The organism is Mesorhizobium sp. M0618, from assembly GCF_040320765.1.
Classification (GTDB): Bacteria; Pseudomonadota; Alphaproteobacteria; order Rhizobiales; family Rhizobiaceae; genus Mesorhizobium.
Genome location: NZ_JAMYQH010000016.1, coordinates 93,507 through 116,769 on the forward strand (window position 1 = coordinate 93,507; position 23,263 = coordinate 116,769).

24 protein-coding genes and 1 tRNA gene are annotated in these 23,263 nt (G+C 63.9%); 20 read left to right on the plus strand and 5 right to left on the minus strand.

What is annotated here, in order from left to right; translation table 11 throughout:
* Nucleotides 1-35 precede the first annotated feature (35 nt).
* From NKJ04_RS18335 to NKJ04_RS18365, 7 genes are all read left to right on the plus strand, one after another.
* On the plus strand, nt 36-1,013 hold the full coding sequence (locus tag NKJ04_RS18335) for a TRAP transporter substrate-binding protein (RefSeq protein WP_023811762.1): 978 nt from the start codon (nt 36-38) through the stop codon (nt 1,011-1,013).
* Nucleotides 1,014-1,113: 100 nt separating this feature from the next.
* On the plus strand, nt 1,114-1,644 hold the full coding sequence (locus NKJ04_RS18340) for a TRAP transporter small permease (RefSeq protein ID WP_031213442.1): 531 nt from the start codon (nt 1,114-1,116) through the stop codon (nt 1,642-1,644).
* 4 nt (nt 1,645-1,648) lie between these two features.
* On the plus strand, nt 1,649-2,929 hold the full coding sequence (locus tag NKJ04_RS18345) for a TRAP transporter large permease (protein WP_127269374.1): 1,281 nt from the start codon (nt 1,649-1,651) through the stop codon (nt 2,927-2,929).
* A gap of 7 nt (nt 2,930-2,936) precedes the next feature.
* A complete protein-coding gene (locus NKJ04_RS18350) occupies nt 2,937-3,713 on the plus strand; it encodes a FadR/GntR family transcriptional regulator (protein WP_128304058.1) in 777 nt (258 codons plus the stop codon).
* A 22-nt stretch (nt 3,714-3,735) separates the two neighbouring features.
* On the plus strand, nt 3,736-4,587 hold the full coding sequence (kduI, locus tag NKJ04_RS18355) for a 5-dehydro-4-deoxy-D-glucuronate isomerase (RefSeq protein WP_128304057.1): 852 nt from the start codon (nt 3,736-3,738) through the stop codon (nt 4,585-4,587).
* Nucleotides 4,584-5,342 (plus strand): 2-dehydro-3-deoxy-D-gluconate 5-dehydrogenase KduD, encoded by a 759-nt coding sequence (gene kduD / locus NKJ04_RS18360; protein ID WP_352611359.1) that lies wholly within the window; start codon nt 4,584-4,586, stop codon nt 5,340-5,342. The genes kduI and kduD overlap by 4 nt, the downstream gene beginning before the upstream one ends.
* A gap of 10 nt (nt 5,343-5,352) precedes the next feature.
* Complete coding sequence (locus tag NKJ04_RS18365; protein ID WP_023811768.1) at nt 5,353-5,688, plus strand: cupin domain-containing protein; 336 nt, start codon at nt 5,353-5,355, stop codon at nt 5,686-5,688.
* A 157-nt stretch (nt 5,689-5,845) separates the two neighbouring features.
* On the opposite strand, the gene NKJ04_RS18370 is transcribed toward NKJ04_RS18365, so the two are convergent.
* On the minus strand, nt 5,846-7,267 hold the full coding sequence (locus tag NKJ04_RS18370; RefSeq protein WP_352677024.1) for a coniferyl aldehyde dehydrogenase: 1,422 nt from the start codon (nt 7,265-7,267) through the stop codon (nt 5,846-5,848).
* A 380-nt stretch (nt 7,268-7,647) separates the two neighbouring features.
* On the opposite strand from NKJ04_RS18370, the gene NKJ04_RS18375 reads away from it, so the two are divergent.
* Both NKJ04_RS18375 and recQ read left to right on the plus strand, forming a co-directional pair.
* Nucleotides 7,648-8,409 carry a sulfotransferase family protein gene (locus NKJ04_RS18375; RefSeq protein WP_128304054.1) on the plus strand — a complete coding sequence of 254 codons (762 nt, stop codon included), beginning with the start codon at nt 7,648-7,650 and terminating at the stop codon, nt 8,407-8,409.
* On the plus strand, nt 8,409-10,250 hold the full coding sequence (gene recQ / locus NKJ04_RS18380) for a DNA helicase RecQ (RefSeq protein WP_128304053.1): 1,842 nt from the start codon (nt 8,409-8,411) through the stop codon (nt 10,248-10,250). Before NKJ04_RS18375 ends, recQ begins: the two co-directional genes overlap by 1 nt.
* 260 nt (nt 10,251-10,510) lie before the next feature.
* On the opposite strand, the gene NKJ04_RS18385 is transcribed toward recQ, so the two are convergent.
* A complete protein-coding gene (locus NKJ04_RS18385) occupies nt 10,511-11,407 on the minus strand; it encodes a LysR family transcriptional regulator (RefSeq protein WP_352677026.1) in 897 nt (298 codons plus the stop codon).
* A 277-nt stretch (nt 11,408-11,684) separates the two neighbouring features.
* Between NKJ04_RS18385 and NKJ04_RS18390 the strand changes: the two genes are divergently transcribed.
* Both NKJ04_RS18390 and NKJ04_RS18395 read left to right on the plus strand, forming a co-directional pair.
* Nucleotides 11,685-12,419 (plus strand): SDR family NAD(P)-dependent oxidoreductase, encoded by a 735-nt coding sequence (locus tag NKJ04_RS18390; protein ID WP_352677028.1) that lies wholly within the window; start codon nt 11,685-11,687, stop codon nt 12,417-12,419.
* A gap of 72 nt (nt 12,420-12,491) precedes the next feature.
* Nucleotides 12,492-13,091: an NADPH-dependent F420 reductase gene (locus NKJ04_RS18395; protein ID WP_352441002.1), complete on the plus strand. Its 600-nt coding sequence runs from the start codon at nt 12,492-12,494 to the stop codon at nt 13,089-13,091.
* Nucleotides 13,092-13,187: 96 nt separating this feature from the next.
* Here NKJ04_RS18395 and NKJ04_RS18400 read toward each other — a convergent pair whose 3' ends face one another.
* The gene (locus NKJ04_RS18400) at nt 13,188-13,481 is read right to left on the minus strand and encodes a hypothetical protein (protein ID WP_352461316.1); all 294 of its coding nucleotides are present in this window, start codon (nt 13,479-13,481) and stop codon (nt 13,188-13,190) included.
* Between the two features lie 276 nt (nt 13,482-13,757).
* A tRNA-Ser gene (locus NKJ04_RS18405) sits at nt 13,758-13,847 on the minus strand.
* A 408-nt stretch (nt 13,848-14,255) separates the two neighbouring features.
* Between NKJ04_RS18405 and NKJ04_RS18410 the strand changes: the two genes are divergently transcribed.
* The 4 genes from NKJ04_RS18410 (at nt 14,256) to NKJ04_RS18425 (ending at nt 16,563) form a co-directional block, all read left to right on the plus strand.
* Nucleotides 14,256-14,936 (plus strand): 50S ribosomal protein L21, encoded by a 681-nt coding sequence (locus NKJ04_RS18410; protein ID WP_352441000.1) that lies wholly within the window; start codon nt 14,256-14,258, stop codon nt 14,934-14,936.
* Nucleotides 14,937-15,033: 97 nt separating this feature from the next.
* Nucleotides 15,034-15,303: a 50S ribosomal protein L27 gene (rpmA, locus tag NKJ04_RS18415; RefSeq protein ID WP_013529063.1), complete on the plus strand. Its 270-nt coding sequence runs from the start codon at nt 15,034-15,036 to the stop codon at nt 15,301-15,303.
* 120 nt (nt 15,304-15,423) lie between these two features.
* The gene (locus NKJ04_RS18420) at nt 15,424-16,011 is read left to right on the plus strand and encodes a GNAT family N-acetyltransferase (RefSeq protein ID WP_023811776.1); all 588 of its coding nucleotides are present in this window, start codon (nt 15,424-15,426) and stop codon (nt 16,009-16,011) included.
* Between the two features lie 21 nt (nt 16,012-16,032).
* Nucleotides 16,033-16,563 (plus strand): GNAT family N-acetyltransferase, encoded by a 531-nt coding sequence (locus NKJ04_RS18425; protein WP_352554291.1) that lies wholly within the window; start codon nt 16,033-16,035, stop codon nt 16,561-16,563.
* A gap of 7 nt (nt 16,564-16,570) precedes the next feature.
* Here the strand turns inward: NKJ04_RS18425 and NKJ04_RS18430 are convergent, their stop codons facing one another.
* Nucleotides 16,571-17,440: an endonuclease/exonuclease/phosphatase family protein gene (locus NKJ04_RS18430; RefSeq protein WP_352554290.1), complete on the minus strand. Its 870-nt coding sequence runs from the start codon at nt 17,438-17,440 to the stop codon at nt 16,571-16,573.
* A gap of 134 nt (nt 17,441-17,574) precedes the next feature.
* On the opposite strand from NKJ04_RS18430, the gene obgE reads away from it, so the two are divergent.
* From obgE to NKJ04_RS18455, 5 genes are all read left to right on the plus strand, one after another.
* Complete coding sequence (obgE, locus tag NKJ04_RS18435; RefSeq protein WP_352677032.1) at nt 17,575-18,606, plus strand: GTPase ObgE; 1,032 nt, start codon at nt 17,575-17,577, stop codon at nt 18,604-18,606.
* A 4-nt stretch (nt 18,607-18,610) separates the two neighbouring features.
* Complete coding sequence (gene proB / locus NKJ04_RS18440) at nt 18,611-19,783, plus strand: glutamate 5-kinase (RefSeq protein WP_352677034.1); 1,173 nt, start codon at nt 18,611-18,613, stop codon at nt 19,781-19,783.
* A gap of 2 nt (nt 19,784-19,785) precedes the next feature.
* The gene (locus tag NKJ04_RS18445; RefSeq protein WP_352440998.1) at nt 19,786-21,072 is read left to right on the plus strand and encodes a glutamate-5-semialdehyde dehydrogenase; all 1,287 of its coding nucleotides are present in this window, start codon (nt 19,786-19,788) and stop codon (nt 21,070-21,072) included.
* A 204-nt stretch (nt 21,073-21,276) separates the two neighbouring features.
* Entirely contained in the window at nt 21,277-21,909 is a 633-nt protein-coding gene (locus tag NKJ04_RS18450) for a nicotinate-nucleotide adenylyltransferase (RefSeq protein WP_352440997.1), read from the plus strand.
* Between the two features lie 68 nt (nt 21,910-21,977).
* Nucleotides 21,978-23,261, plus strand: a complete 1,284-nt coding sequence (locus NKJ04_RS18455; RefSeq protein WP_352677036.1) for an MFS transporter — start codon at nt 21,978-21,980, stop codon at nt 23,259-23,261.
* Nucleotides 23,262-23,263 lie beyond the last annotated feature (2 nt).

A 23,263-nucleotide genomic window follows, 5' to 3' on the forward strand; every position in this document is an offset into this window, starting at 1 on the left:
GGGGCAACTCGCCCGCAATGCAAAGGGAGGAAACCATGTTGCATTTTTCAAGACTGACGGGAGCTGCGCTGCTCGCCGCCGCACTGATGGCCGGAACGGCAAGTGCCCAGACGGTTCTGCGCTCGTCCGACACCCACCCGGACGGCTATCCGACGGTCGAGGCAGTCAAATATTTCGGCGAGCTTGTAAAGGAGCGTACGGCCGGCCGCTATGCGGTCGAGCTCTATCATTCCGCGCAGCTAGGCGAAGAAAAGGACACGATCGAGCAGGTTCGCACCGGCGTGATCGACCTCAACCGCATCTCGATGGCGCCGTTCAACGGGCTCATTCCCGAAACCACTGTGCCCTCGCTGCCCTACATCTTCCGCTCGGAAGACCATATGCACAAGGTCATGGACGGGGCGGTCGGCGACCAGATCGCGGCGGCGTTCGAACAGGTCGGGCTGGTGCTGCTCGCCTTTTATGACAGTGGCGCGCGCTCCTTCTACAATTCGAAGAAACCGATCAACTCATTAGCCGATCTGGCCGGCATGAAGTTCCGCGTCATCCAGTCCGACATCTTCGTCGACATGGTGGCGGCACTCGGCGCCAACGCGACGCCGATGCCGTATGGCGAGGTGTATTCGGCGATCGAGACCGGGGTCATTGACGGCGCGGAAAACAATTTTCCGAGCTACGACACCGCCAAGCATGCGGAAGTCGCCAAGTTCTATTCGCTCGACGAGCACACTATGGTGCCGGAAGCCTTCGTCATGGCGAAGTCGAGCTGGGACAAGCTGACGCCGGAGGATCAGGCGATCTTCAAGGCGGCCGCCAAGGAGAGCGTCGCCAGGCAGCGCGAGCTGTGGACCGCCAAGGTCAAGGAATCGCGCGCCAAAGTCGAAGCGGCCGGTTCGCAGATCACGACGCCGGACAAGCAGCCCTTCATCGACGCCATGGGTCCGGTCTACGAGAAGCACGTCAAGGACGACAAGCTGAAGGCCATGGTCGAAGCCATCAAGGCCGTGCAGTGATCAAGCGGCGGCGCGGGCATTCCGCGCCGCCATCCTCTTGCGGAGAGAACCGGTGACCTCCAGCCCAGAACACAGACCGCCCCTGTCCGGCGTCGCGCGCATGATGTCGCGCGTCAGCACAGCGGCGCTATGGGTCGCAGGCATCGGGCTGGTGCTGATGACCGCCTTCGTCGCCTGGCAGGTGTTCGGTCGTTATGTCCTGAACCGCTCGCCAAGCTGGACCGAGCAGGGCTCGGTGATGCTGATGAGCTGGTTCATTTTCCTCGGCGCTGCCGTCGGGGTGCGCGAGAACTATCACCTCGGCTTCGACGTCCTGCTCTACGTGCTGCCCAAAGGCGGCAAGCGTTGGCTGCGGATGATCTCGGACCTCGTCGCGCTCGCCTTCGGCATCGGTATGATCTGGTATGGCAGCCAACTGGTCGCATTGACCTGGGGCGCTACCTTGCCGTCGCTCGGCATATCGGGGGGCTGGGACTACGTCCCGCTGGTCGCGGGAGGCGTGCTCGTCGCGCTCTTCACGCTGGAGCGCATCGTGCTTCGTCTCTCCGGTGCGCCGATCGACGATGTGCTCGATGAACTGCCGCCGGCGGAAGTCGCAACCGAACTCGACACGGCGAACGTGAAGGTCTGACGCCATGGAACTCTGGATCCTCTTCGGCGTCTTCACCCTTCTGATGCTTATAGGCACGCCGATCGCTTTCTGCCTCGGCGTCGCAAGCTTTGCCACCGTCCTCTACATGGGTCTGCCGCCGCTCATCGTGTTCCAGCGCCTGAATTCCGGCATGAGCGTCTTTTCGCTGCTGGCCATTCCCTTCTTCATCTATGCCGGCGACTTGATGGTGCGCGGCGGCATCGCCAGCAAGATCGTTGCCTTCGCCGGCTCGCTTGTTGGCCATTTGCGCGGCGGCCTCGGGCAGGTCAACATTGCGACCGCTACACTGTTCGGCGGCATTTCGGGCTCCGCGGTGGCCGAGGCAGCGGCGGTCGGCGGCTTGATGATCCCGCAGATGAAGGCGCGTGGATATGGAGCGGATTACGCAGTCAACGTCACGTCGATGGCGGCGCTGATCGCGCTGCTCTTACCGCCGTCGCACAACATGATCATCTACTCGATCTCGGCAGGTGGAAAGATCTCCATCGCCGACCTGTTCACGGCCGGCATCATTCCGGGCCTGCTGTTGGCCCTGTCGCTGATGATCACCGCCTATTTCGTGGCGCGCTCCCGCGGCTATCCGACCGAGCCGTTTCCGGGCTTCACCGCCGTCGCGCATCTCTTCGCTGTTGCGGTGCCCGGCCTGCTGCTGATCGCGATCATCTTCGGTGGCGTACGATCGGGCGTTTTCACGGCGACCGAGAGTTCCTGCGTCGCGGTCATCTATGCGTTGCTCGTTACTGTCTTCGTTTACCGGCAGATGACTTGGGAAGGTTTCGTTCATGCCACCCATGGTGCCGTGCGCACCACGGCCATGGTGCTGCTCATCATCGGCATGGCGGCGGCGTTCTCGTGGTTGATGGCCTTCCTGAAAGTGCCGGCAGCGCTCATAGCCTCCATGAACGCGATCTCGGACGATCCGCTGGTCGTGCTTCTCCTGCTCAACGTCTTGATGCTGTTCCTCGGCACCTTCATGGACATGGGGCCGACGATCATCATCTGCACGCCGATCTTCCTGCCCGTGGCGCAAGCCTACGGCGTCGACCCGGTGCATTTTGGCGTTATCATGATCCTCAACTTCGGCATCGGGCTGAATACGCCGCCGGTGGGCGCTGTGCAGTTCGTGGCGTGCGCAGTGGGCAAGATATCCGTCTGGGAAGCGATGCGCTCGATCTGGCCGTTCTATGGTGCCGGGCTCGTGGTACTGGGGCTCGTCACTTACATTCCGGCCATTTCGCTCTGGCTACCGAGCGTCTTCAAATAGGGGCGACATGGCATCGGACACCGCAACCGACCTCAGGGTCGAGAGAAAACCCAAACTGTCGGAGACCGTGGTCGCGACGATCCGCAAGCAGTTGCAGGCGGGTGAGATCCTGCCCGGCCATAAATTACCGACCGAAGGCCAACTGACCGAAACCTTCGGCGTCAGCCGCACCGTCATCCGCGAGGCGCTGGCCAAGCTTGCCGCCGACGGGCTGGTCGAACCGCGCCAGGGCGCCGGCGTCTTCGTCACAGAGCACATCTCGACAATGTTCGGCGCGCTGGCCGCCGACATGGGCAGCAAGGATTCGATCGCACTCAACGTGCTCGAAGTGCGGCTGGCGATCGAGATCGAATCGGCCGGGCTCGCCGCCATCCGTCGCAACGCCGCGCAGGAGGCGGCGATCCAGGAAGCCTTCTTCGAATTCGAGCGGCTGCTGCTTGCCAGCGAGCCGACCGGTCCGGCCGACCTCGCCTTCCATCGCGCCATCGCCAGCGCCACCAGCAACCCCTTCTATGTCGAGATGCTCGACGTGCTCGGCCGGCGCGCCATCCCGTGCGACGTGACTTCGCCCTGGTCGACCGAACTGGCGCAATCCGACAGCTACCAGCGCGGGCTGCAACGCGAGCACCTGGTGATCCTCAACGCCATTACCTCTGGCGATGCCGAGGCCGCGCGCGAGGCGATGCGCGCACACCTCACCGCCAGCCAGCAGCGTTACCGCGAGCGGCTGCATGCACGTCAGGCTTTTTATTCCAGTTCGGTCAAGGCCGCCGCCGGCAAATGACCCATCTCAAGTCAGGACGAAAATGAGCCAGAGCCATATCGACTGTACATCACGCTTTGCCATCGACCCGGTCGCCGCCGCGGCGATGGGAACCGATGAGCTGCGTCACAATTTCCACATTGACGGCCTGTTCCAGCGCGGCCGCATCAGCCTGACCTACACCCATTACGACCGCATGATCGTTGGTGGCGCCGTGCCGACTGGCGCACCGCTGCCGCTGGAAGCGATTAAGCCGACCGGCACGAAGAACTTTCTCGACCGTCGCGAGCTGATCGCCGTCAACATCGGCGGCGCGGGCGTCATCACGGCCGGCGGCCAGTCCTTCGAATTGCAGGCGCGCGACATGCTCTATCTCGGCATGGGCACCACCGACGTGTCCTTCGCCTCGGTGGACAAGACCGCGCCGGCTAAATTCTATCTGCTCAGCGCGCCTGCGCATCAGGCCTGGCCCAGCCGGCTGATCCGCATCGGCGACGCCAAGCGCCTCGATCTCGGCAGCAAGGACACCTGCAACGAGCGTTCGATCTTCCAGTTCATCCATGCCGAGGGCGTGAAGACCTGCCAGCTGGTGGTCGGCATGACTCAGTTGGCTCCAGGATCGGTGTGGAACACCATGCCATGCCATGTGCATGACCGGCGCATGGAGGCCTATCTCTATTTCGACCTGGCCGAGACGGCGCGCGTCTTCCATTTCATGGGCGAGCCTGACGAGACGCGCCATATCGTCATGGGCAATGAGGAGGCGGTGCTGTCGCCGGGATGGTCGATCCACTCCGGTGCCGGCACTTCCAATTATGCTTTCATCTGGGCGATGGCCGGCGACAATGTCGACTATACCGATGTCGACCCGGTGGCGTTGGGGGATCTGCGGTGAGCGACCCCTTCAGCCTTACCGGAAAACGTATCCTGGTCACCGGCGCCAACACTGGCATCGGCCAAGGCATCGCCGTGTGCGTCGCACGCGCCGGGGGCGCGGTGGTCGGCGTCGGCCGCTCGTCGATGGACGATACGGCAGACAAGATTGCGGCGGTGGGCGGGCAATTCGAAGCGGTGAGCGCCGACCTTGCCGACACTTCGGCCGCCGGCCTGTTGCTCGACCGGATCTGGGACGAAAGCGGTCCGCTCGACGCGCTGGTCAACAATGCCGGCATCATCCGCCGCGCCGATGCCGTCGATCTCAGAGAGGCCGATTGGGACGACGTCATGGACGTCAACCTGAAGACGGTTTTCTTGCTCTGCCAAAGCTTTGCAAGGCGTGCCTTGGCCGCTGAGCGGAAAGGCAAGATCGTCAACATCGCCTCGGTGCTGGGCTTTCAGGGCGGCATCCGTGTCGCGTCTTACACGGCCTCGAAGCATGGCGTGCTCGGCATCACCCGGCTGCTCGCCTGCGAATGGGCGCAAAAAGGCATCAACGTCAACGCCATCGCGCCGGGCTATATCGAGACCAACAACACGCAGGCGCTGCGCGCCGATCCCGACCGCAGCGCCGCCATCCTGGCGCGGATCCCGGCCGGTCGCTGGGGGGAAGCGGGCGACATTGGCGATGCCGCCGTGTTCCTGCTGGCGCCGGCGTCGAACTACATGCATGGAGCGGTGGTGCCTGTGGATGGCGGCTGGCTTGCGCGATGAGGAGACGACGATGACCACAAAGATTTTCGCGCATGCCGGCGAGGGCGCCTGGACGCCGACCCCGGACGGCAACAGGCGACGCGTTCTCCTGCATACCGACGAGTTGATGCTGGTCGAATTCGGCTTCGACAAGGGTGGCGTCGGCGCCCTGCATTCGCACCCACACGTCCAGGCTAGCTATGTCGCCGAGGGCCGCTTCGAGGTGACCATCGACGGTAGGACCGAAACCATCGAGACCGGCGGCAGCTTCATTGTGCCGTCCGGTCTGGTGCACGGCGTCAAGGCGCTGGAAGCAGGGCGGCTGGTCGACAGCTTCACGCCGCACCGGGCCGATTTCCTCGGCTAGCCAGGGAAGACCCGCACCTCAAAAGAGGCGCGGGTTGTTGCCTGGGCGCTTGTGGCGCCGCGGTACTCAAGACATGACCGCAGGATGCGAACCTGCCGCATGATGGTGAACATAGGCTTAACGCGCCGGGTGTTCGTGATGGCGGTGACTGCGTCGGTCAGGTGATATGCCGGAGCAGGCTGAAGAGCCGCTCGAACGTCTTGCCGTAGGGCGGGCGCAACAAGGCTCCCGCGCTCAGCCGGGACTGCAGGAAAACCGGCTTCTCCTTGCTGAAGGTGCGAAAGCCCCATTCGCCGTGATAGGCGCCCACGCCGCTGGCGCCGACGCCGCCGAAAGGCTGGTTCTCCTGCACCAGATGCAGCATGCAGTCGTTGATGGTGACGCCGCCGGCGACGGTCTCATGCAGGATGCGTTGACGGTTGCCGCTGTCGCGCCCGAACCAGTAGAGCGCCAGCGGCCGGTCCGCCCCGTTCACATGGGCTATCGCCTCGTCGATCCCGGCATATTCGACGATGGGCAGTACCGGCCCAAAAATCTCCTCGCGCATCAGCCGCAGGTTTGCGCCGGCGTTGCGGACCAGGGTCGGCGGCAATTTCCGGTTTGTCGCGCCGAATGCCTCGCCGGCCGGGTTGATTTCGGTGACATCGGCGCCGGCATTACGCGCCTCGGTGATCATGTCGCGCAGGCGCTGGTGGTGCCGCTCGCTGATGATGGCGGTATAATCGGGGTTGTCGCGCAGGGTTGGGTAGAGCTTCGTGATCGCCGTTGCGAGCTTGGCAGCGACCGTGCCTGCCTGTCCCTTCGGCACCAGCAGATAATCCGGCGCGATGCAGGTCTGCCCGGCATTCAACAGCTTGCCATAGGCAATGCTGGATACCGCCGCGTCGAGATCGCATGACGGATCGAAGATTGCCGGCGACTTGCCGCCGAGTTCGAGCGTGACCGGGGTCAGGTTGGCGGCCGCGGCGATCGCGACCTGGCGTCCGACCGCGGTCGAGCCGGTGAACAGCAAATGATCGAAAGGCATCGACACGAAGGTCTTTCCCATCTCCGCGTCGCCGCTGATGACGCTGAGCTCATCGGGTGCGAAATGCTCGGCAACGAGTTTGGCCAGCAGCGCTGAAAATGCCGGCGTCAATTCGGAAGGTTTTATAAGCACGCGATTGCCGGCCGCGAGTGCCGCCGTGACCGGCGCGACGGCGAGCTGGAAAGGATAATTCCAGGGCGACACGATGCCGACGACGCCGAGCGGCTGCGGGACGAGGCGATTTCGGCCGGGCAGGAACGGCATGGTGGTGACAACGCGGCGTTCGCGCATCCAGCCCCTGAGGTGCGACAGCGCGTGGCGGATACCGGCGCGCACGACGAACAGTTCCGCAAGACGCGTCTCATGCGCGGAACGGCCGCCAAAGTCGGTGTCGATGGCGGTGCAGATGTCGGCTTCATGCCGCTCGGTCAACGCCAACAGGCGTTTCAGGCGATCCTTGCGGATGCCAAAGTTGGGGAAAGGCTGCGCCTCGAAGGCAGCACGCTGCAACCGAAACCGCTCGCCGAGAGCATCCTGAATGGCCTGCAGCATCGCGCCCTCCCTGACTTGTCGGGCCGAGCTTACATCGTGGTGCGTGGCGGAATCCAGCGGGGGTGCAGGTCTCACAAGGGAAGGTGCTGCGGCGAGCCTTGGATCAATCGGTCAGCTTCCGCGTTCGCGCCGCAGGCTTTCCTTGGGCCGGCTTGTTCTGGTTGTGGTCCGGTGTCAGCTGCGCTAAGGCAAGGTGCCCATGCGGAGAGTCGTTTTGACCGGTTTCCACATCCTCTCCAATCCACGAAATTGCAGCCCGGTGTCTGCCTGATGCAGGCATCGGCGATGAGCATCTTGGCCGTGGCCCGCAGGCGGCGCGTTTCGTCCCGGGTGGCCCTGATGCAAGATCGGGTTGCCGCATTGCGCCAGCGGAATTGCGGATGAAGGGCGCGCGCAGGCTTGAGGCTGCGTTTGGAGCGGCCGCGCGAAGGGTTATGCGGGAGTTTCTGCGATTCGTGCCGCTGTCTCTGAAACAGCGCATGCAAAGACGCACATACGCACGCGCAACGCCCGCCAACAGAATTTTCATTTCGGGCTGCGCGCGCAGCGGAACGACGCTGACACAGCGGCTGATGAGGTGTTTCGGGGATATTTTCGTCCATCCGCCCGAAGCGCGATACACAATGCTGGACATGCTGGATCGGCCGGAATCGAACCTCGTCGTCAAGCGCGATGCGCGCGGTTTTGCGCATCTGGCGAAGCTACCTCCCTCCATCGGCTTGATCTATTGTGTGCGCCATCCATTCGACACGCTGACAAGTTCGCATCCGCAAACACGCCACGAGCGTCGGTTCCACGTCACGCCGCATCGCTGGCTGGCCGAATACGACGCGCTGACCCGGCTGAAGAAGGCACAACCGCACCGGCAGATACTCTTTGTCCGCTACGAAGACATGATCGGCGCGCCCGATGCGCAGCAGGACAGAATCGCGCAGTCGTTCGGACTGACACCGCGTATTCGTTTCAGCGAGGATCCGGACAATCCGATCCGGGTGGCTTCGTTGAGAAAATGGGAACGGAATGAAGAATTCAGGACCTATCTCGACGGTCTGCCCCCGGCATTTCTCGTCGGCGTCCGGCGTTTCTGCGCCGAGTTCGGCTATGACATGCCAATAAGCACGCCGACCGTGGACGCGCGGTGATGCAGGCACCGGCGGCCGTCGCGACAGAAGAGCGAGATCCCAAGCGGCGCGTGCTGAAAGACGTGTTCGGCTTCGATGATTTTCGCCCCGGCCAGGCCGATGTCATGGACGCGCTGCTGGCTGGGCGTCATGTGCTGGCCGTCATGCCGACAGGTGCGGGCAAATCGCTCTGCTACCAAGTGCCGGCACTGGTCCTGGGTGGGCTCACCATTGTCGTTTCGCCGCTGGTGGCGCTGATGCAGGATCAGGTCGCCGCCTTGCGGCTTGCCGGCGTGGCGGCCGACACGATCAATTCCTCGATCGACCGCGATGCCAATATCGCCGCATGGCGTCGCGTCGCCTCGGGCCAGACGCGCCTGCTCTATCTCGCGCCGGAGCGGCTGATGACCGAGCGCATGCTCGAGGCGCTGGCCAGGCTCGATATCAGCCTGATCGCCGTCGACGAGGCGCATTGCATCTCGCAATGGGGGCCGGCGTTCCGGCGCGAATACGAGGACCTGTCGCGTCTGCGCGGCATCTTTCCCAACGTGCCGATCATCGCGCTGACGGCAACGGCGGACGAAGGCACGCGCACCGACATCGAATCCCGGCTATTTGCCGAGCGCGTCGAGACCCTGGTGCTGGGCTTCGACCGGCCGAACATCAAGCTTGCCATCGAGGCCAAGCAGGACAGCAAGCGGCAATTGCTGCGCTTCGTCGCGCGCCATCCCGGCCGCAGCGGCATCGTCTACTGCCTGTCGCGCAAGAAGACGGAGGAGATGGCGGCCTTCCTCGAGAAGAACGGCGTGACCGCGCTCGCCTATCATGCCGGCATGAGCAAGGAGGCGCGAGACGCCAACCAGAACAGCTTCATGACCCTTTCAGGCGTCGTCATGGTGGCGACCATCGCTTTCGGCATGGGCATCGACAAGCCTGATGTCGCCTATGTCTTCCACACCGACATGCCGGGCAGCCTGGAGGCCTACTACCAGGAGATCGGCCGCGCCGGCCGCGATGGGCGGGACGCCGAGGCGCATATGCTGTTCGGCCTTGGCGATATCCGCATGCGCCGGATGTTCATCGACGACGAGGATGCGCCGCCCGAGCACAAGAGGCGCTCGCATGGCCGGCTCGACACGCTGATCGGCTATTGCGAGACGGCGCAGTGCCGCCGCCAGGTGCTGCTCGGCTATTTCGGCGAAGAAGCGCAGCCTTGCGGCAATTGCGACACCTGCCTCGACCAGGCGCCGCGCGCCGATGGCGGAGCGGAGGCGCGGATCATCCTGGCAGCCATCGCCCAGAGTGGCGAACGCTTCGGTGCCGGCCATGTCATCGACATTCTGCTCGGCCATGAAACCGAGAAGGTGCTGGCCAGGAACCACCAGAGGCTCGCCAGCTTCGGCAGCGGACTGGCGCATAAGAAGGATTTTTGGCTGTCGCTGATCCGGCAACTCGTCGCCGGCGGGTTCCTGATCCCGGATCCGGCCGGCCATGGCGGGCTCGCCATCGCCGAAAAGGGCCAGGCGCTTGGCCGTGGCGAGGTGCCGTTCCATTATCGTGTCGAGGTACGCAGCCGCGCCTTGCGCGGCAAGACGCGCTCCGGGCAGGATTTCGGGCAATCGGATGTGGACACCGGGCTGCTGGCCGCGCTGAAGACCTTGCGACTGCGGCTCGCCAAGGAGCGCCAGGTGCCGGCCTATGTGGTGTTTTCCGATCGCACCCTGATCGACATGGCAGAGCGCCGCCCAAACGACCTCGACGCCTTCGCTGAAGTGAATGGGGTTGGGGCGGCAAAGCTGAAGGAGTTCGGCCAGGTTTTTCTGAGTGCGATTGCCGAGCACCAATCCGATGGTTCGGCCTGAGGTCAGATCAGCGACTGGTCACGCGCCCTGAAGCATAGGGATCTTCGGAGAAGGCATCCGTTCCGAAACCTCCTGTTCCGTCGCCGCCCATTCCTCCACCGCCCATGCCCCCGCCGAGACCGATCAGTTCAATGTTCTCTGGCCGGCCAGTCGACAGATCAGGCCCAGACTGAGGCGTTCATCGACTTCTTGGCTGAGCATCTGCAACCGCAATAGGTGCCGCTGTCCGCTTATCCACCGCAGCGTCGACCCGCCGAGCGTCAGTCGCGCGATATGGACAGTCCCGTGAAAAGCGGAGCGTAGGCGGCGAGCCTGCGGGATACGAACTCCGTGAAGAGCCGCACGCGCTTCGTCTTGCGTGTCTCCCCCTGTGTGAGAAGCCAGAGCGTTCCGTACATGTGCAGGTCGGTGCCCGGCACCCTCACCAGCAGGGGGTCGGCATCTCCGACGAAGCACGGCAGTGTCGTGATCCCGAGACCTTGCCGTACGGCAACGATCTGCGCCTCGGCGTCCGTGGTCCTGAATGGAACGCCAGTGGTGCGAACCTCACCCGCGCCGGCCCACTCTGGAATTCCATGAACGCTTATGACGATCCACCGGATGGGATCAGGCGCGCCCGCACGCCACGCGGCCAGGCGATCGCGGGACATGTAGACGCCGCCGAACACCTCCGGTCCCTTCAGGCCGTGAAGATTGAGCGGCAGGGTTTTGCGGTCGTAGACGACGCGGATCGCGACGTCGGCCTCTCGGTTGGTCAGATTTGCCAGCTCGCCGGACGACAGGATTTCCATCTCGATGTCCGGGTGCAGACGCGCGAAATCGGCGAAGTCCGGCATGAGCAGGTGTGTCGCGAGGGGCGGTGCCAGCGTCACCCGCAGAAGCCCGCGCACACCCTGGTCGCGCCCGAAGACGCGCGTCTCCAGCTGGTGCGACGACGCTTCCATCTGGTTCGCGAGATCGAGGACCTCCTCGCCCGCAGCCGTTAGGCGGTAGCCCGAAGGCAGCTTTTCGAACATGTGCGCTCCGAGGCGTTCCTCGAGCTGGGCGACGCGTCGCAGCACGGTCGAGTGATTCACCCCGAGCTGCGCGCCGGCAGCCCGCACCGAGCCTCCGCGCGCGACGGCAAGAAAGTAGCGAATGTCATCCCAGTCGATCATGGTGCAATCCGGCACCGCGCGGTGCGCCTTCCCAAGCCCGTATCTAACGCATGCTACAGCAGTACGGGCGGGACATCATAGCTTATGTCGACAGGGGCGGCGCAATTCCGAATGGCGGACACGGATCGTCACGGCTGGCGTCAGTTCCTGAAAGCGGATCGATTTTGCACCACCGATGTGCGCGCTTCCGCACTCACCGCGTGACTCTGACGGGCCCATCTAGAGGTTCTCGGGGCGTACCCGAACGACCAAAGACAGAGCCTGGAAGGATTGAGCTATGGGAAAACTAGATGGTAAGGTTGCGGTTATTACGGGTGGCGCCACCGGCATCGGCCTCGCCGCTGCAAAGCGCTTCATCGAGGAGGGCGCTTTCGTCTTCATTTTCGGCCGTCGGCAGGATGTGCTCGACGCTGCTGTGGCCAACCCCGGGGCCAATGCCCGCGCGGTGAAAGGCTCGGTTTCCGACGAGGCCGACCTCGACCGGCTCTACGCGGCGGTGAAGGCCGAGCGCGGAACCCTCGACATCGTCTTCGCCAATGCCGGGGCGGGAGGCCTGCTTCCGCTCGGCGAGATCACCGCCGAGCACATTGACGAAACCTTCGACACCAATGTGAAGGGTACGATATTCACGGTCCAGAAGGCGCTGCCGCTGATGGGCGAGGGCGGTTCGATCATCCTGACCGGATCGAGCGCCGGCACCACGGGCGCCCCCGCATTCAGCGTCTACAGCGCGAGCAAGGCGGCCGTGCGCAATCTTGCGCGGAGCTGGGCGGAGGACCTGAAGGGCACCGGCATCCGGGTAAACGTGCTGTCGCCCGGGCCGACAGCGACCGAACTCGCGAAGGCAGCGATAGGGGAGGAGGGCTTGAAGGCCTTCGCCTCGATGAACCCGCTCCAGCGCATGGCCGATCCGGCGGAGGTTGGAGCGGCGGCTGCGTTTCTCGCGTCGCCCGACAGCAGCTTCATGACCGCCAGCGAGGTCGCCGTCGACGGGGGCCTGGCGCAAATCTGACGCTACGCCCCGCCGTTCATTCCATTCGATATTCCGGGCCCGCAGGGCGTGGTAAACTGAAGGAGAATATACATGAGCTATGCAATTATTGGCTTCGGCAAGATCGGCCACGCTCTTGCCAAGGCGTTTGCCCGCAACGGCATCGAAGTGTCCGTGGCAACCACGCGCGACCCGGAAAGCTTTGCAGCCGATGCGGCCGCGATCGGACCCACGATTATCCCGAAAACGCTGGCGGAAGCGATCAAGGCGGACATCGTCTTTCTGGCGGTTCGTTTCGAGTCGCACCCAGATGTCGCGAAGGCGCTGTCAAGCTGGGAAGGCAAGACGATCATCGACGCGACGAACGTGTTTCCAGCCCCTGAAGAGCTGGACGGTCTGCCGTCCTCCGCCTTCGTCGCAAAGGCGTTCACCGGTGCCAAGCTCGTCAAAGGGTTCAATCACCTGATTGCAGCCACTTTGGCTGCCGATCCGATCGTCGAGGGCGGGCACCGGGTCGTCTTTCTGTCGAGCGACGACGAGGACGCGATCGCTCCCGTGGCGGCCTTAGCCAAACAACTCGGGTTCGCACCGGTCAAGCTGGGGAAGCTCAACGAGGGTGGCGCACTGGTGCACGCACGCGGCCGCACTTGGGGCCAGCTGATCTTCCAGGACCTGTTCAAGAAGGAGCAGTAACGGATTTATCGTGCACCGACAGAGTGGCCGGTGTTCGACGCCGGCCACATCGTCAGCAACGAGCCGAGCGCGCAAAGTGACGTGCTTGAAAGCGGCTTACATCTGCCTGGGATCCTTCGGCCGACATGTGCCGGCCACCCATGAATCGTAATTGCAATAGCTGACGTCCCAGCCGGCATCGCGTCTTTTGGAAGTTACCTCACGACCGCCCGGGCGGATGGGTCCGAAGCCACCCCAACTGCCATCCGAGCCTTTGCAATTTCCCATGACGCGATAATTGCAGTTGTTTACGACGAAGTTGCCGTCCATCGACACGCATGCCGATGCGACAGTGGAAAGACTGAAGAAGGCCGTGCCGACGACTGTGACGGCGAGAGAGGCTTTGCGCATAGTGGTCTCCTAACTGGCTGGGCGAACCAACCATTACGAGATCTTGGGCCGGCCACTTCCCCCATTTGGGCCAAACCGGCTGGCAAATTCACAGCGACATGGCTGCGCTTGCGGACAGAAAACCATGTGCGGAGAGCCGAATGGGCCTGCCCATCGCCGAAGCTTTACGCCTCCGCAAAGGCCAGAGTGTCCCGGCTCGGGCGGCTTTGTCCTGTTGGCTGCGCGATATGCGGCAGGCGGCTAGCAGCCCAGGAGATGTCAGGTTCTTGGGCTAAATGGCGGAGAGGGAGGGATTCGAACCCCCGATGGGCTTGCACCCATGCCGCATTTCGAGTGCGGTGCATTCGACCACTCTGCCACCTCTCCGCGGTCATGGTCGGCCGTTGCCGGCGCGGCGCACTAGATAACGGCTGAACGGGCAGGTTACAAGGCCAATCCGTCAGTTATTTGGCTTGCTTGGCAAGCGGCGGATTCACGGCTGGTGGGGTACAGCGAGACCCGAGGCAGATTGCCGACCAGTCACCCATCCTCAGCCCAGGCGGGGCAACGCCGTGGGCATGTCGGCACAGCCGGTCCGTGCCCGCCAATGACAATCTCGGAAACGGCGCGGCTGGTTTGCCTTGACTCGCCCCCAACCTTCGGTTAGGGACAGCGCGCAATCGGCGTGGAGGGTTCTTCCGCGCCGCTTGTTTTTTGAACCCGCAGACTGACAAAAAGACGGCTGAACTGCCAGAGGCGGTTCATCAAGGCCGACCGAACAGCGAAAGGCAAAAAATGTTCGCAGTCATTAAAACGGGTGGCAAGCAGTATCGCGTTGCCGCCAACGATCTCCTGAAGATCGAAAAAGTTGAAGCCAATGTCGGCGATATGGTCGAAATCGGCCACGTTCTGGCGCATGGCGAAGGCGAGAATGTCACGTTTGGCGCGCCGTTCGTCGACGGCGCGGTGGTCACCGCCGAAGTCGTCGAACAGGGCAAGAACCGCACCGTCATCGCCTTCAAGAAGCGCCGCCGGCAGAATTCGCGCCGCAAGATCGGCCATCGCCAGCTTTTGACCACCGTGCGGATCTCCGAGATCCTGCTGGGTGGCGCCAAGCCGACCAAGACGGCAGCGGCCAAGGCGCCGAAGAAGGTGAAGGCCGAGGCCGCCACCGAGGTGCAGGCGGAAGCCGCGCCGAAGAAGGAGCCCAAGGCCAAGGCAGCCGAGACAAAGGCAGCCGAGACCGCCGCAGCGCCGCTGTTCAAGGCGCCGAAGGGTGAACCGGACGATCTGACCGTGATCAAGGGCATCGGCCCGGTCGCAGCCAAGGACCTGAACGAGCAGGGCATCATCACCTTCGCGCAGCTTGCCAAGCTGACCGAGAAGGATGTCGCCAAGATCGACGAGCACATGCCCTTCAGCGCCGACCAGATCAAGGACTGGCGCGAGCAGGCCAAGGAATTGGCTGCGAAGTAATTTTCTGGCGATTGGGTCGCCGGATCGGACTTGAAACGGAACGCGAACGCGTTCATAAGGCCTTTTAGGCGCCTTGCGGCGCAACGGAGTTAGTTAGATGGCACACAAGAAAGCTGGCGGCTCGTCGCGCAACGGTCGCGACTCGCATTCCAAGCGTCTGGGCGTGAAGAAGTTCGGCGGCGAAGCCGTCATCCCGGGCAACATCATCATTCGTCAACGCGGCACCACGTGGCATCCCGGCGTCAATGTCGGCATGGGCACGGATCATACGCTTTTTGCGCTCGAGACCGGCGCCGTGACGTTCAACAAAAAAGCCAACGGCCGAACCTACGTATCGGTCAACCCGATTGCCAAAGCCGCGGAGTAGCCGGTTCCGCACTAGAACACCGGCGCCCATCTCGGGAACCGGTGTCTGGCAAAGCCAGGAAAAGGATCAGGGGAGATGGGTTTCCATCTCCCCTTTTTCTTGTGCCTGGAGGACTTTCAAATGGTTGCCGAAGCGGAAGACTCAGAAGACGGAAGTTACGCGATAGACTGCCCGGTGCTGGTCACCGAGCGGCTGGTGATGCGGGCGCCCCATGAAGGCGATGTCGCGCAACTGGTCGAACTTGCCGACAACCGTCATGTCGCCGAAATGCTGGCACGCATGCCGCACCCCTATGGCGAGGCCGAGGCGCGCTCCTTCCTCGCCATGACCAGGTCGCGCCGGGCCGGCATCGCCTATGCCCTGACGCTGGCCGGAACCGACACGTTCGTCGGCTGTGCCGGTCTCAACACCACCGAACGCGGGCTGGAACTCGGCTACTGGATCGGCGAGCCTTACTGGAAGAAGGGCTATGCGACGGAAGCAGCCCATGCGCTGGTCGATCTCGCCTTCCAGAGGACGTCGATCCAGGTGCTGCAGGCCTCGACGCGGGTCATCAATCCGGCCTCGCGCCGCGTCATCCACAAATGCGGGTTCCAATATGCCGGCCAGGGCATGCTGAATTCGATCGTCGCCGGCCAGGTTCCCGTCGAGCGCTACCGGCTCGATCGCAAGACCTGGACCAGCCTGCGGAACTGGGTACATTTTTGATGTGTGACGACGGTCAAGCCAATGGTCGACAGCAGCGATATTGAAACGGTCGCGATCGCGCCGATGACGCCCGGGGATATCGAAAGCTTTCATCGCGCGCTCGATGTCGTCGCGCGTGAGCGAAAGTACCTGTCCTTCCTAGAGGCGCCACCGCTGGATCAAGTCAGAAGTTTCGCAATGGACCGTATCGGGAGAGGCGATCCGGGGTTCGTGGCCGTTGTTCGTGGCGAGGTCGTCGGCTGGTGCGACATCTCACGCCACGATCGGCTCATCCATGCGCATCGCGGCTCCCTCGGAATGGGGATCATTCCTTCCTATCGGGAGCGTGGCCTGGGACTGCGGCTCATCAATGCGACCTTGGCACAGGCGCGCAAGACCGGCTTTATCCGCGTCGAGCTTTCCGTGCATTCCGACAATGCTCGCGCCATCTCTCTTTACGACAAGGTCGGGTTTGTCAGGGAGGGCGTGCAGCGCGACGCCGTCCATATCGACGGGGAATACCGCGATACGATCATGATGGCGATCGTCGAACGTGAAAACACTGCCGGATGAAAGGCCATCAGCCCAGTTCGACCCACACCGGCAGGTGGTCCGAACCGTCAGCTTTCCGGTCGACCCACAGGCGCTGCAGGGATCTGGCAAGCGAAGCGCTTGTGAAGATATAGTCGATGCGCTTGTGGCGGCTGGGGTCGGTGGGTTGTTTCGGGTCGACCCAGCTGATGAGATCGTCGCCGGTGGCGTTCAGGCGCAAGGCGGCATCGACGGCAAAGTCGGCGGTCAGCGGCATGCCGAATTCATGGTCCGGCCGGCCGGCGAGTTCGACATATTCGGGTGAACCGGCCAGCATGTTGAAATCGCCCATGCCGACAAAGGCTTCGGGATGCGGCAATTCTGGCAGGCCGATCTCGGCGACGCCGGACAGCGCGCCGCCTTCGAGCGCGTAGTTCAGCATGCGTTGGCGCAGGAACTGGATCTGGCTGGCGCGTTCGACGGGGCTGCGGTGATCGAGATGGATGGAATAGAAGCGGATGAAACCAAGCGGCGTCTCGATCAGCGCTTCCAGCGCGCCACGCTGGAAGTTCATCATCTCGAAGCTGCGGCTGCGCGGCAAAAGCAGGTTGCGCGACAGATGAATAGGCGTTTTCGACAGCACCATGTTGCCGAGCTGGAAGGTTTTCGTGATTGCGCGGCCATTGTCGATGTGCGAACCGATATTGGCCTCGAAATTGCTGCCATAGACGGCGAAGTAGTCGGGCAGCGCCTCGCCGATCTCGGCGACCATGTCGCGGCCGCTATTCCTGGGATTGTTGCGGGTCACCTCCTGCAAAGCGATCACGTCGGCGCCGCGCACAGCATCAGCGATGCGCCCGACATCGTATTGCCCGTCGAGGCCGATGCCGTACTGGATGTTGTAAGTTACAAGCTTCATTCCGGCATCTCTCCGGCCGATCCCACGCGGCCATTGTCACAAAACGGCCTCGCCCTTCGCCGCGCCTTGGTTTAGAGCAAGGGCCAAGGTTTAGAGCAATGCCGCAAGGCCACTAGTAGAAACTGTACAATCCCATGAAATTTCTCGATCAAGCCAAGGTCTACATCCGCTCCGGTGACGGTGGCGCCGGTTCGGTGTCGTTCCGGCGCGAAAAGTTCATCGAGTTCGGCGGGCCGGATGGCGGTGATGGCGGCCGTGGCGGCGATGTCTGGCTGGAGGCAGTCAACGGGCTGAACACGCTGATCGACTATCGCTACCAGCAGCACTTCAAGGCCAAGACCGGCATCCACGGCATGGGCCGCAACATGACCGGCGCCAAGGGCGCCGATGTCACGCTGAAGGTGCCGGCGGGAACGCAGGTGTTCGAAGAGGACAACGAGACGCTGATCTGCGATCTGACCGTGGTCGGCCAGCGCTTTCTGCTGGCCAAGGGCGGAAATGGCGGTTTCGGCAACCAGCATTTCAAGACCTCGACCAACCAGGCGCCGCGCCGCGCCAATCCCGGCCTGCCGGGGCAGGAGCTCAACATCTGGCTGCGGCTGAAGCTGATCGCCGATGCCGGGCTGGTCGGGCTGCCCAATGCCGGCAAGTCGACATTCCTGGCGGCGGTCACCGCAGCCAAGCCGAAGATCGCCGACTATCCGTTCACGACGCTGCATCCCGGCCTCGGTGTTGCCCGGATCGACGCGCGCGAGTTCGTCATCGCCGACATTCCGGGTCTCATCGAAGGCGCGCATGAGGGCGTCGGCATTGGCGATCGCTTTCTTGGCCATGTCGAGCGCACGCGCGTGCTGCTGCATCTGGTTTCGGCGCAGGAGGAAAATCCGGGCAAAGCCTACAAGACCGTGCGCGCGGAACTTGAGGCCTATGGCAACGGCCTGACCGACAAGGCCGAGATCGTGGCGCTTTCCCAGGTCGACACGCTCGACGCCGAGGCACGCAAGAAGAAGGTCGCGTCGCTGAAGCGCGCCGCCGGCCGCGCGCCGATGCTGTTGTCGGCGGTCACCGGCGAAGGTGTCGAGGCGGTGCTGCGGGCGCTGATGTCGGTGGTGGGCGAGGCGCGTGCGCGGATCGCGGCTCCGGTCGAGACGCGCTGGGAAAAGTAGGACGATGCAGTCGCTGAAAAAATATCGGCGCATCACCGTCAAGATCGGCTCGGCGCTGCTCGTCGACCGCGCGACGGGCCTCAAGCGAGACTGGCTGGCCTCGCTTGCCGACGATATTGCGGTGCTTGCGCAGGGCGGCGCTGAAATCCTCGTCGTCTCCTCCGGCGCCATCGCGCTTGGCCGCACCATCCTTGGCCTCGGCAAGCGGGCCTTGAAGCTCGAAGAGAGCCAGGCCGCGGCAGCCGTGGGGCAGATCGCATTGGCCGGCGCGTGGTCGGATGCGCTCGGCAAGGGCAGCCTGAAATCGGGCCAGATCCTGCTGACTCTCGGCGACACCGAGGAGCGCCGCCGCTACCTCAATGCGCGGGCGACGATCTCGACGCTGCTCAAGATGAAGGCGGTGCCGGTCATCAACGAGAACGACACGGTCGCGACCTCTGAAATCCGCTATGGCGACAATGACCGGCTGGCGGCTCGCGTCGCCACCATGATGGGCGCCGACCTCCTGGTGCTGCTCTCCGACATCGACGGGCTCTATACGGCGCCGCCGGCGCGTGACCCCAACGCCAAATTCATTCCGGTGGTCGACCGCATCACGCCCGATATCGAGGCGATGGCGGGTGCGGCCGCTTCCGAACTGTCGCGCGGCGGCATGCGCACGAAGCTCGATGCCGGCAAGATCGCCACCGCCGCCGGCACCGCGATGATCATCACGTCGGGCACTCGGCTGTCGCCGCTGATGGCGATTGAACGCGGCGAACGCGCCACCTTGTTCCGGCCGAGTTCCAATCCGGTCAAGGGTTACAAGACCTGGATCGCCGGCCAACTCGAACCGGCCGGCCGGCTGACAGTCGATGCCGGCGCCATCGGCGCGCTGCTGTCGGGCAAGTCGCTGCTTCCGGCCGGCGTCAAGCTGGTCAGCGGCAATTTCTCGCGCGGCGACACGGTGGCGATCCTGTCGCCCGAGGGCCGCGAGATCGCGCGCGGGCTGGTTGCCTACGATGCCGCCGATGCCGTAAGGATCGCTGGCCTGAAGACGGCCGAGATCGAAACCGTGCTCGGCTACGAGGCGCGTTCGGCGATGATCCACCGCGACGACCTTGTGGTGAGTCATTCTGGTGCCCAAGTAGGGGCTAGCGACCAAGTACTGGCCGGTGGCGCCATAAGCGGAGGATGAGCATGCTGAAGCAGCATGAAAAATCCGGAGAAGACACAGTGGCGCTGATGGCCGATATCGGCCGCCGCGCCCGCGCTGCCGCCCGACCGTTGGCCATTGCCACCACCGCCGCCAAGAATGCTGCACTTGCCGCCATGGCCGAGGCGATCGTCGCCAGGCAGCAAGACATTCTCGACGCCAACGCCATCGATGTCTCGAACGGCCAGGAATCCGGGCTTTCCGCCTCCTTCATGGACCGGCTGAAGCTCGATCCGGCGCGCATTCGCGCCATGGCCGACGGCATCAGGGAGATCGCCGAATTGCGCGACCCGGTTGGCGACGTGATCGCACAATGGGATCGGCCGAACGGTCTGCATATCGAGCGCGTGCGCACGCCGCTCGGCGTCGTCGGCGTCATCTATGAGAGCCGCCCGAACGTCACCGCCGATGCCGGCGCGCTGTGCCTCAAGGCCGGCAATCCGGTAATCCTGCGCGGCGGCTCGGATTCGCTCAATTCCTCGGCCGCCATCCACGCCTGCCTGGTCGAAGGGCTGAAGGAAGCCGGCCTGCCGGAGGACGCCATCCAACTGGTGCCGATCACCGACCGCGCCGCCGTCGGCGAGATGCTGAAAGGCTTGGGCGGTATGCTGGACGTCATCATTCCGCGCGGTGGCAAAAGCCTCGTCGGGCGGGTGCAGGCCGAGGCACGGGTGCCGGTCTTCGCGCATCTCGAAGGCATCTGCCATCTCTACATCGACCGTTCGGCCGAGCTCCAAATGGCGGTGCGGATCGCCGTCAACGCCAAGATGCGGCGCACCGGCGTCTGCGGTGCCGCAGAGACGCTGCTGGTCGACCGCGCGGTCGCCTCCACGCATCTGGTGCCGATCCTCAACGCACTGCGCGCGGCCGGCTGCGAGATCCATGCCGATGCCGAGGTGCTGAAAGTGTTTTTCGACGCCAGGCCGGCGACCGATGCCGACTGGGTGACTGAATATCTCGATGCCATCATCGCGGTGAAGCTGGTCGACGGTATCAAGGGTGCGATCGATCACATCGAGACGTTTTCCTCGCATCACACCGAGGCGATCGTCGCCGAGGATGCGCAAGCGGTCGAAAAATTCTTCAACGAGATCGATTCGGCGATCCTGCTGCACAACGCATCGACGCAGTTCGCCGACGGCGGCGAGTTCGGCATGGGCGCCGAGATCGGCATCGCCACCGGCAAGATGCATGCGCGCGGACCGGTGGGCGTCGAGCAACTGACGTCGTTCAAATACCGCGTGCGCGGGTCTGGACAGGTGAGGCCTTGACGTATTTCGCCCAAAGGGCCTGAAGCTTGCGCCCAGCCACCCCCCTCTGTCCTGCCGGACATCTCCCCCGCAAGGGGGGAGATTGGCTGGCATTTCGGGTTTCGCCGATCTCCAACGCGGCAAGATTTACGCCTTCGCCGAAACTGCTGATCTCCCCCCTTGCGGGGGAGATGGCCGGCAGGGCAGAGGGGGGTGCCTAGCGCAATGCTATCCCCTTCCCACCCCCCCGTTCCCTCCCATTATCTCAAAATGCCGCATGCCGAGAAAGGCCTCGCCGTCGGCCTGTTCGGCGGCTCGTTCAATCCGCCGCATGCCGGCCACGCGCTGGTCGCCGAGATTGCACTGCGGCGCCTGGCGCTCGACCAGCTGTGGTGGATGGTGACGCCGGGCAATCCGCTGAAGAACACCAGGGAATTGGCGCCGCTGGGCGAGCGGCTGCAGCTGTCCGAGCAGATCGCCAAGAACCCGAAGATCAAGGTCACCGCCTTCGAGGCGGCGCATCACGTCCGCTACACCGCCGACACGCTGGCGCTGGTCAAGGCGCGCAATCCCGGTGTCGACTTCGTCTGGATCATGGGTGCGGATAGTTTGCGCGATTTTCACCGCTGGCAGCGCTGGCGCGAGATCGTCATGACCTTCCCGATCGCCGTCATCGACCGCCCGGGCGCGACGCTGTCGTTCCTGTCCTCGGTCGTCGCCAAGACCTTCGACTATGCCCGCATCGACGAGGGCGATGCGCCGCGGCTTGCCCGCATGAAGGCACCGGCCTGGACCTTCATCCACGGCCCGCGCTCGTCGCTGTCATCGAGCGCGATCCGCAAGCTGGCGAAGGGGTGAGCCCGACCGCCCGGCCATGTCGCTTTTATCGCTCCCTTTGCCCGTTTCATGGGCAATCCTGAGCAGGCATGTCGATTCCCAGGAAAACCCGCAGCGAAGCCGAGCAGGGCGCCGAGCCCACGCCGCTGATCGCGATTGCCAGCGTCATCGTGTCGATGGCACTGATTGCCGTCGGCAACGGGCTGGTGTTTGCCTATATCCCGGTTCGGCTCGGCGCCGAGGGTTTCGATCCGACCTGGGCCGGGCTGATCATCACCGGACTTTCGGCCGGCGGGCTGGCGGGCTGCATCCTGACCGGACCGCTGGTGCGAAGGGTCGGCCATGCCCGTGCCTTCATGGTGTTGTCGGCGCTGATCGCGCTGGCCAACGCCGCGGTCGGCGCCGGGGTCCATCCGCTGCTGTGGATAGCCGCCCGCGCGCTCTACGGCTTTGCCATCTGCGGCCTGTTCATCGTCGCGCAGAGCTGGCTCAACGATGCCGTTGCCAACGCCATCCGCGGCCGGGTGATGGCTTTCTTCTACGTTGCCTATGTCGCCGGGCTCGGCGTCGGCTACGCGACGCTGGCGCTGGTCGATATCAGGACAGCGGATGCGCCGCTGATCGGCATCGTCTTCACCGCGCTATCGATCCTCCCTGTCGGGATGACCAAACTTGCCCAGCCGCCGGCACCGCAGGCGGCCTCGGTGGCGCTGCGCCGTGCCTGGCGGGTTTCACCGGTCGGCGTCGCCGGCATGCTTGCGGTCGGCGGCCTGTCGATGTCGATTGCGGGCTTCGCGCCGATCCACGCCACGGCCAAGGGCTACAGCCAGGCCGATGTGGCGCTGCTGCTTTCGGCGATGCCTCTCGGCACGCTGATCCTGCAGATCCCGCTTGGCTGGATTTCCGACCGAACCGACCGCCGCTATGTGCTGATCGCCGCATCCGCGCTCGCCATGGTTGCCGGCCTGTTTGCGCTCGGGTTCGATGGCGGCCCGTTGGCCGCGTTGGTTGTGATCTATATCGTGTGGGACGGCGCCTCGGAATCGATCTATTCGCTGGCCAGCGCACATGCCGCCGACCGCGCCGGCAAGGACGACATGGTGGCGCTGTCCAGTTCGCTTTTGTTTGCCTGGTCGCTGTCGGGTTTCGTCGTGCCCGGCATCGTGACGGCGCTTTCAGCCGTCTTCGGAACGCAGGCTTTCATCTATGTGGCTGTTCTCATCGCCGCAGCCTTCTGCCTGTTCGTGCTTTTGCGCGTGTTCACGACGCGTGCGGTCCCGGTCGGTGAAACCGGCAGCTTCGCACCGATGACGGCGCAGGCGCCGTTGCCGGTCGAACTTGCCTTCGCACCGGACGATGAGGGCCGGCACTGAGC

Coding starts and splice junctions, on each gene's coding strand:
- NKJ04_RS18335 (WP_023811762.1), top strand. CDS start 36: ATGTTGCATTTTTCAAGACTGACGGGAGCTGCGCTGCTCGCCGCCGCA.
- NKJ04_RS18340 (WP_031213442.1), top strand. CDS start 1,114: ATGATGTCGCGCGTCAGCACAGCGGCGCTATGGGTCGCAGGCATCGGG.
- NKJ04_RS18345 (WP_127269374.1), top strand. CDS start 1,649: ATGGAACTCTGGATCCTCTTCGGCGTCTTCACCCTTCTGATGCTTATA.
- NKJ04_RS18350 (WP_128304058.1), top strand. CDS start 2,937: ATGGCATCGGACACCGCAACCGACCTCAGGGTCGAGAGAAAACCCAAA.
- kduI (WP_128304057.1), top strand. CDS start 3,736: ATGAGCCAGAGCCATATCGACTGTACATCACGCTTTGCCATCGACCCG.
- NKJ04_RS18365 (WP_023811768.1), top strand. CDS start 5,353: ATGACCACAAAGATTTTCGCGCATGCCGGCGAGGGCGCCTGGACGCCG.
- NKJ04_RS18370 (WP_352677024.1), bottom strand. CDS start 7,267: ATGCTGCAGGCCATTCAGGATGCTCTCGGCGAGCGGTTTCGGTTGCAG.
- NKJ04_RS18375 (WP_128304054.1), top strand. CDS start 7,648: ATGAAGGGCGCGCGCAGGCTTGAGGCTGCGTTTGGAGCGGCCGCGCGA.
- recQ (WP_128304053.1), top strand. CDS start 8,409: ATGCAGGCACCGGCGGCCGTCGCGACAGAAGAGCGAGATCCCAAGCGG.
- NKJ04_RS18385 (WP_352677026.1), bottom strand. CDS start 11,407: ATGATCGACTGGGATGACATTCGCTACTTTCTTGCCGTCGCGCGCGGA.
- NKJ04_RS18390 (WP_352677028.1), top strand. CDS start 11,685: ATGGGAAAACTAGATGGTAAGGTTGCGGTTATTACGGGTGGCGCCACC.
- NKJ04_RS18395 (WP_352441002.1), top strand. CDS start 12,492: ATGAGCTATGCAATTATTGGCTTCGGCAAGATCGGCCACGCTCTTGCC.
- NKJ04_RS18400 (WP_352461316.1), bottom strand. CDS start 13,481: ATGCGCAAAGCCTCTCTCGCCGTCACAGTCGTCGGCACGGCCTTCTTC.
- NKJ04_RS18410 (WP_352441000.1), top strand. CDS start 14,256: ATGTTCGCAGTCATTAAAACGGGTGGCAAGCAGTATCGCGTTGCCGCC.
- rpmA (WP_013529063.1), top strand. CDS start 15,034: ATGGCACACAAGAAAGCTGGCGGCTCGTCGCGCAACGGTCGCGACTCG.
- NKJ04_RS18420 (WP_023811776.1), top strand. CDS start 15,424: ATGGTTGCCGAAGCGGAAGACTCAGAAGACGGAAGTTACGCGATAGAC.
- NKJ04_RS18425 (WP_352554291.1), top strand. CDS start 16,033: ATGGTCGACAGCAGCGATATTGAAACGGTCGCGATCGCGCCGATGACG.
- NKJ04_RS18430 (WP_352554290.1), bottom strand. CDS start 17,440: ATGAAGCTTGTAACTTACAACATCCAGTACGGCATCGGCCTCGACGGG.
- obgE (WP_352677032.1), top strand. CDS start 17,575: ATGAAATTTCTCGATCAAGCCAAGGTCTACATCCGCTCCGGTGACGGT.
- proB (WP_352677034.1), top strand. CDS start 18,611: ATGCAGTCGCTGAAAAAATATCGGCGCATCACCGTCAAGATCGGCTCG.
- NKJ04_RS18445 (WP_352440998.1), top strand. CDS start 19,786: ATGCTGAAGCAGCATGAAAAATCCGGAGAAGACACAGTGGCGCTGATG.
- NKJ04_RS18450 (WP_352440997.1), top strand. CDS start 21,277: ATGCTATCCCCTTCCCACCCCCCCGTTCCCTCCCATTATCTCAAAATG.
- NKJ04_RS18455 (WP_352677036.1), top strand. CDS start 21,978: ATGTCGATTCCCAGGAAAACCCGCAGCGAAGCCGAGCAGGGCGCCGAG.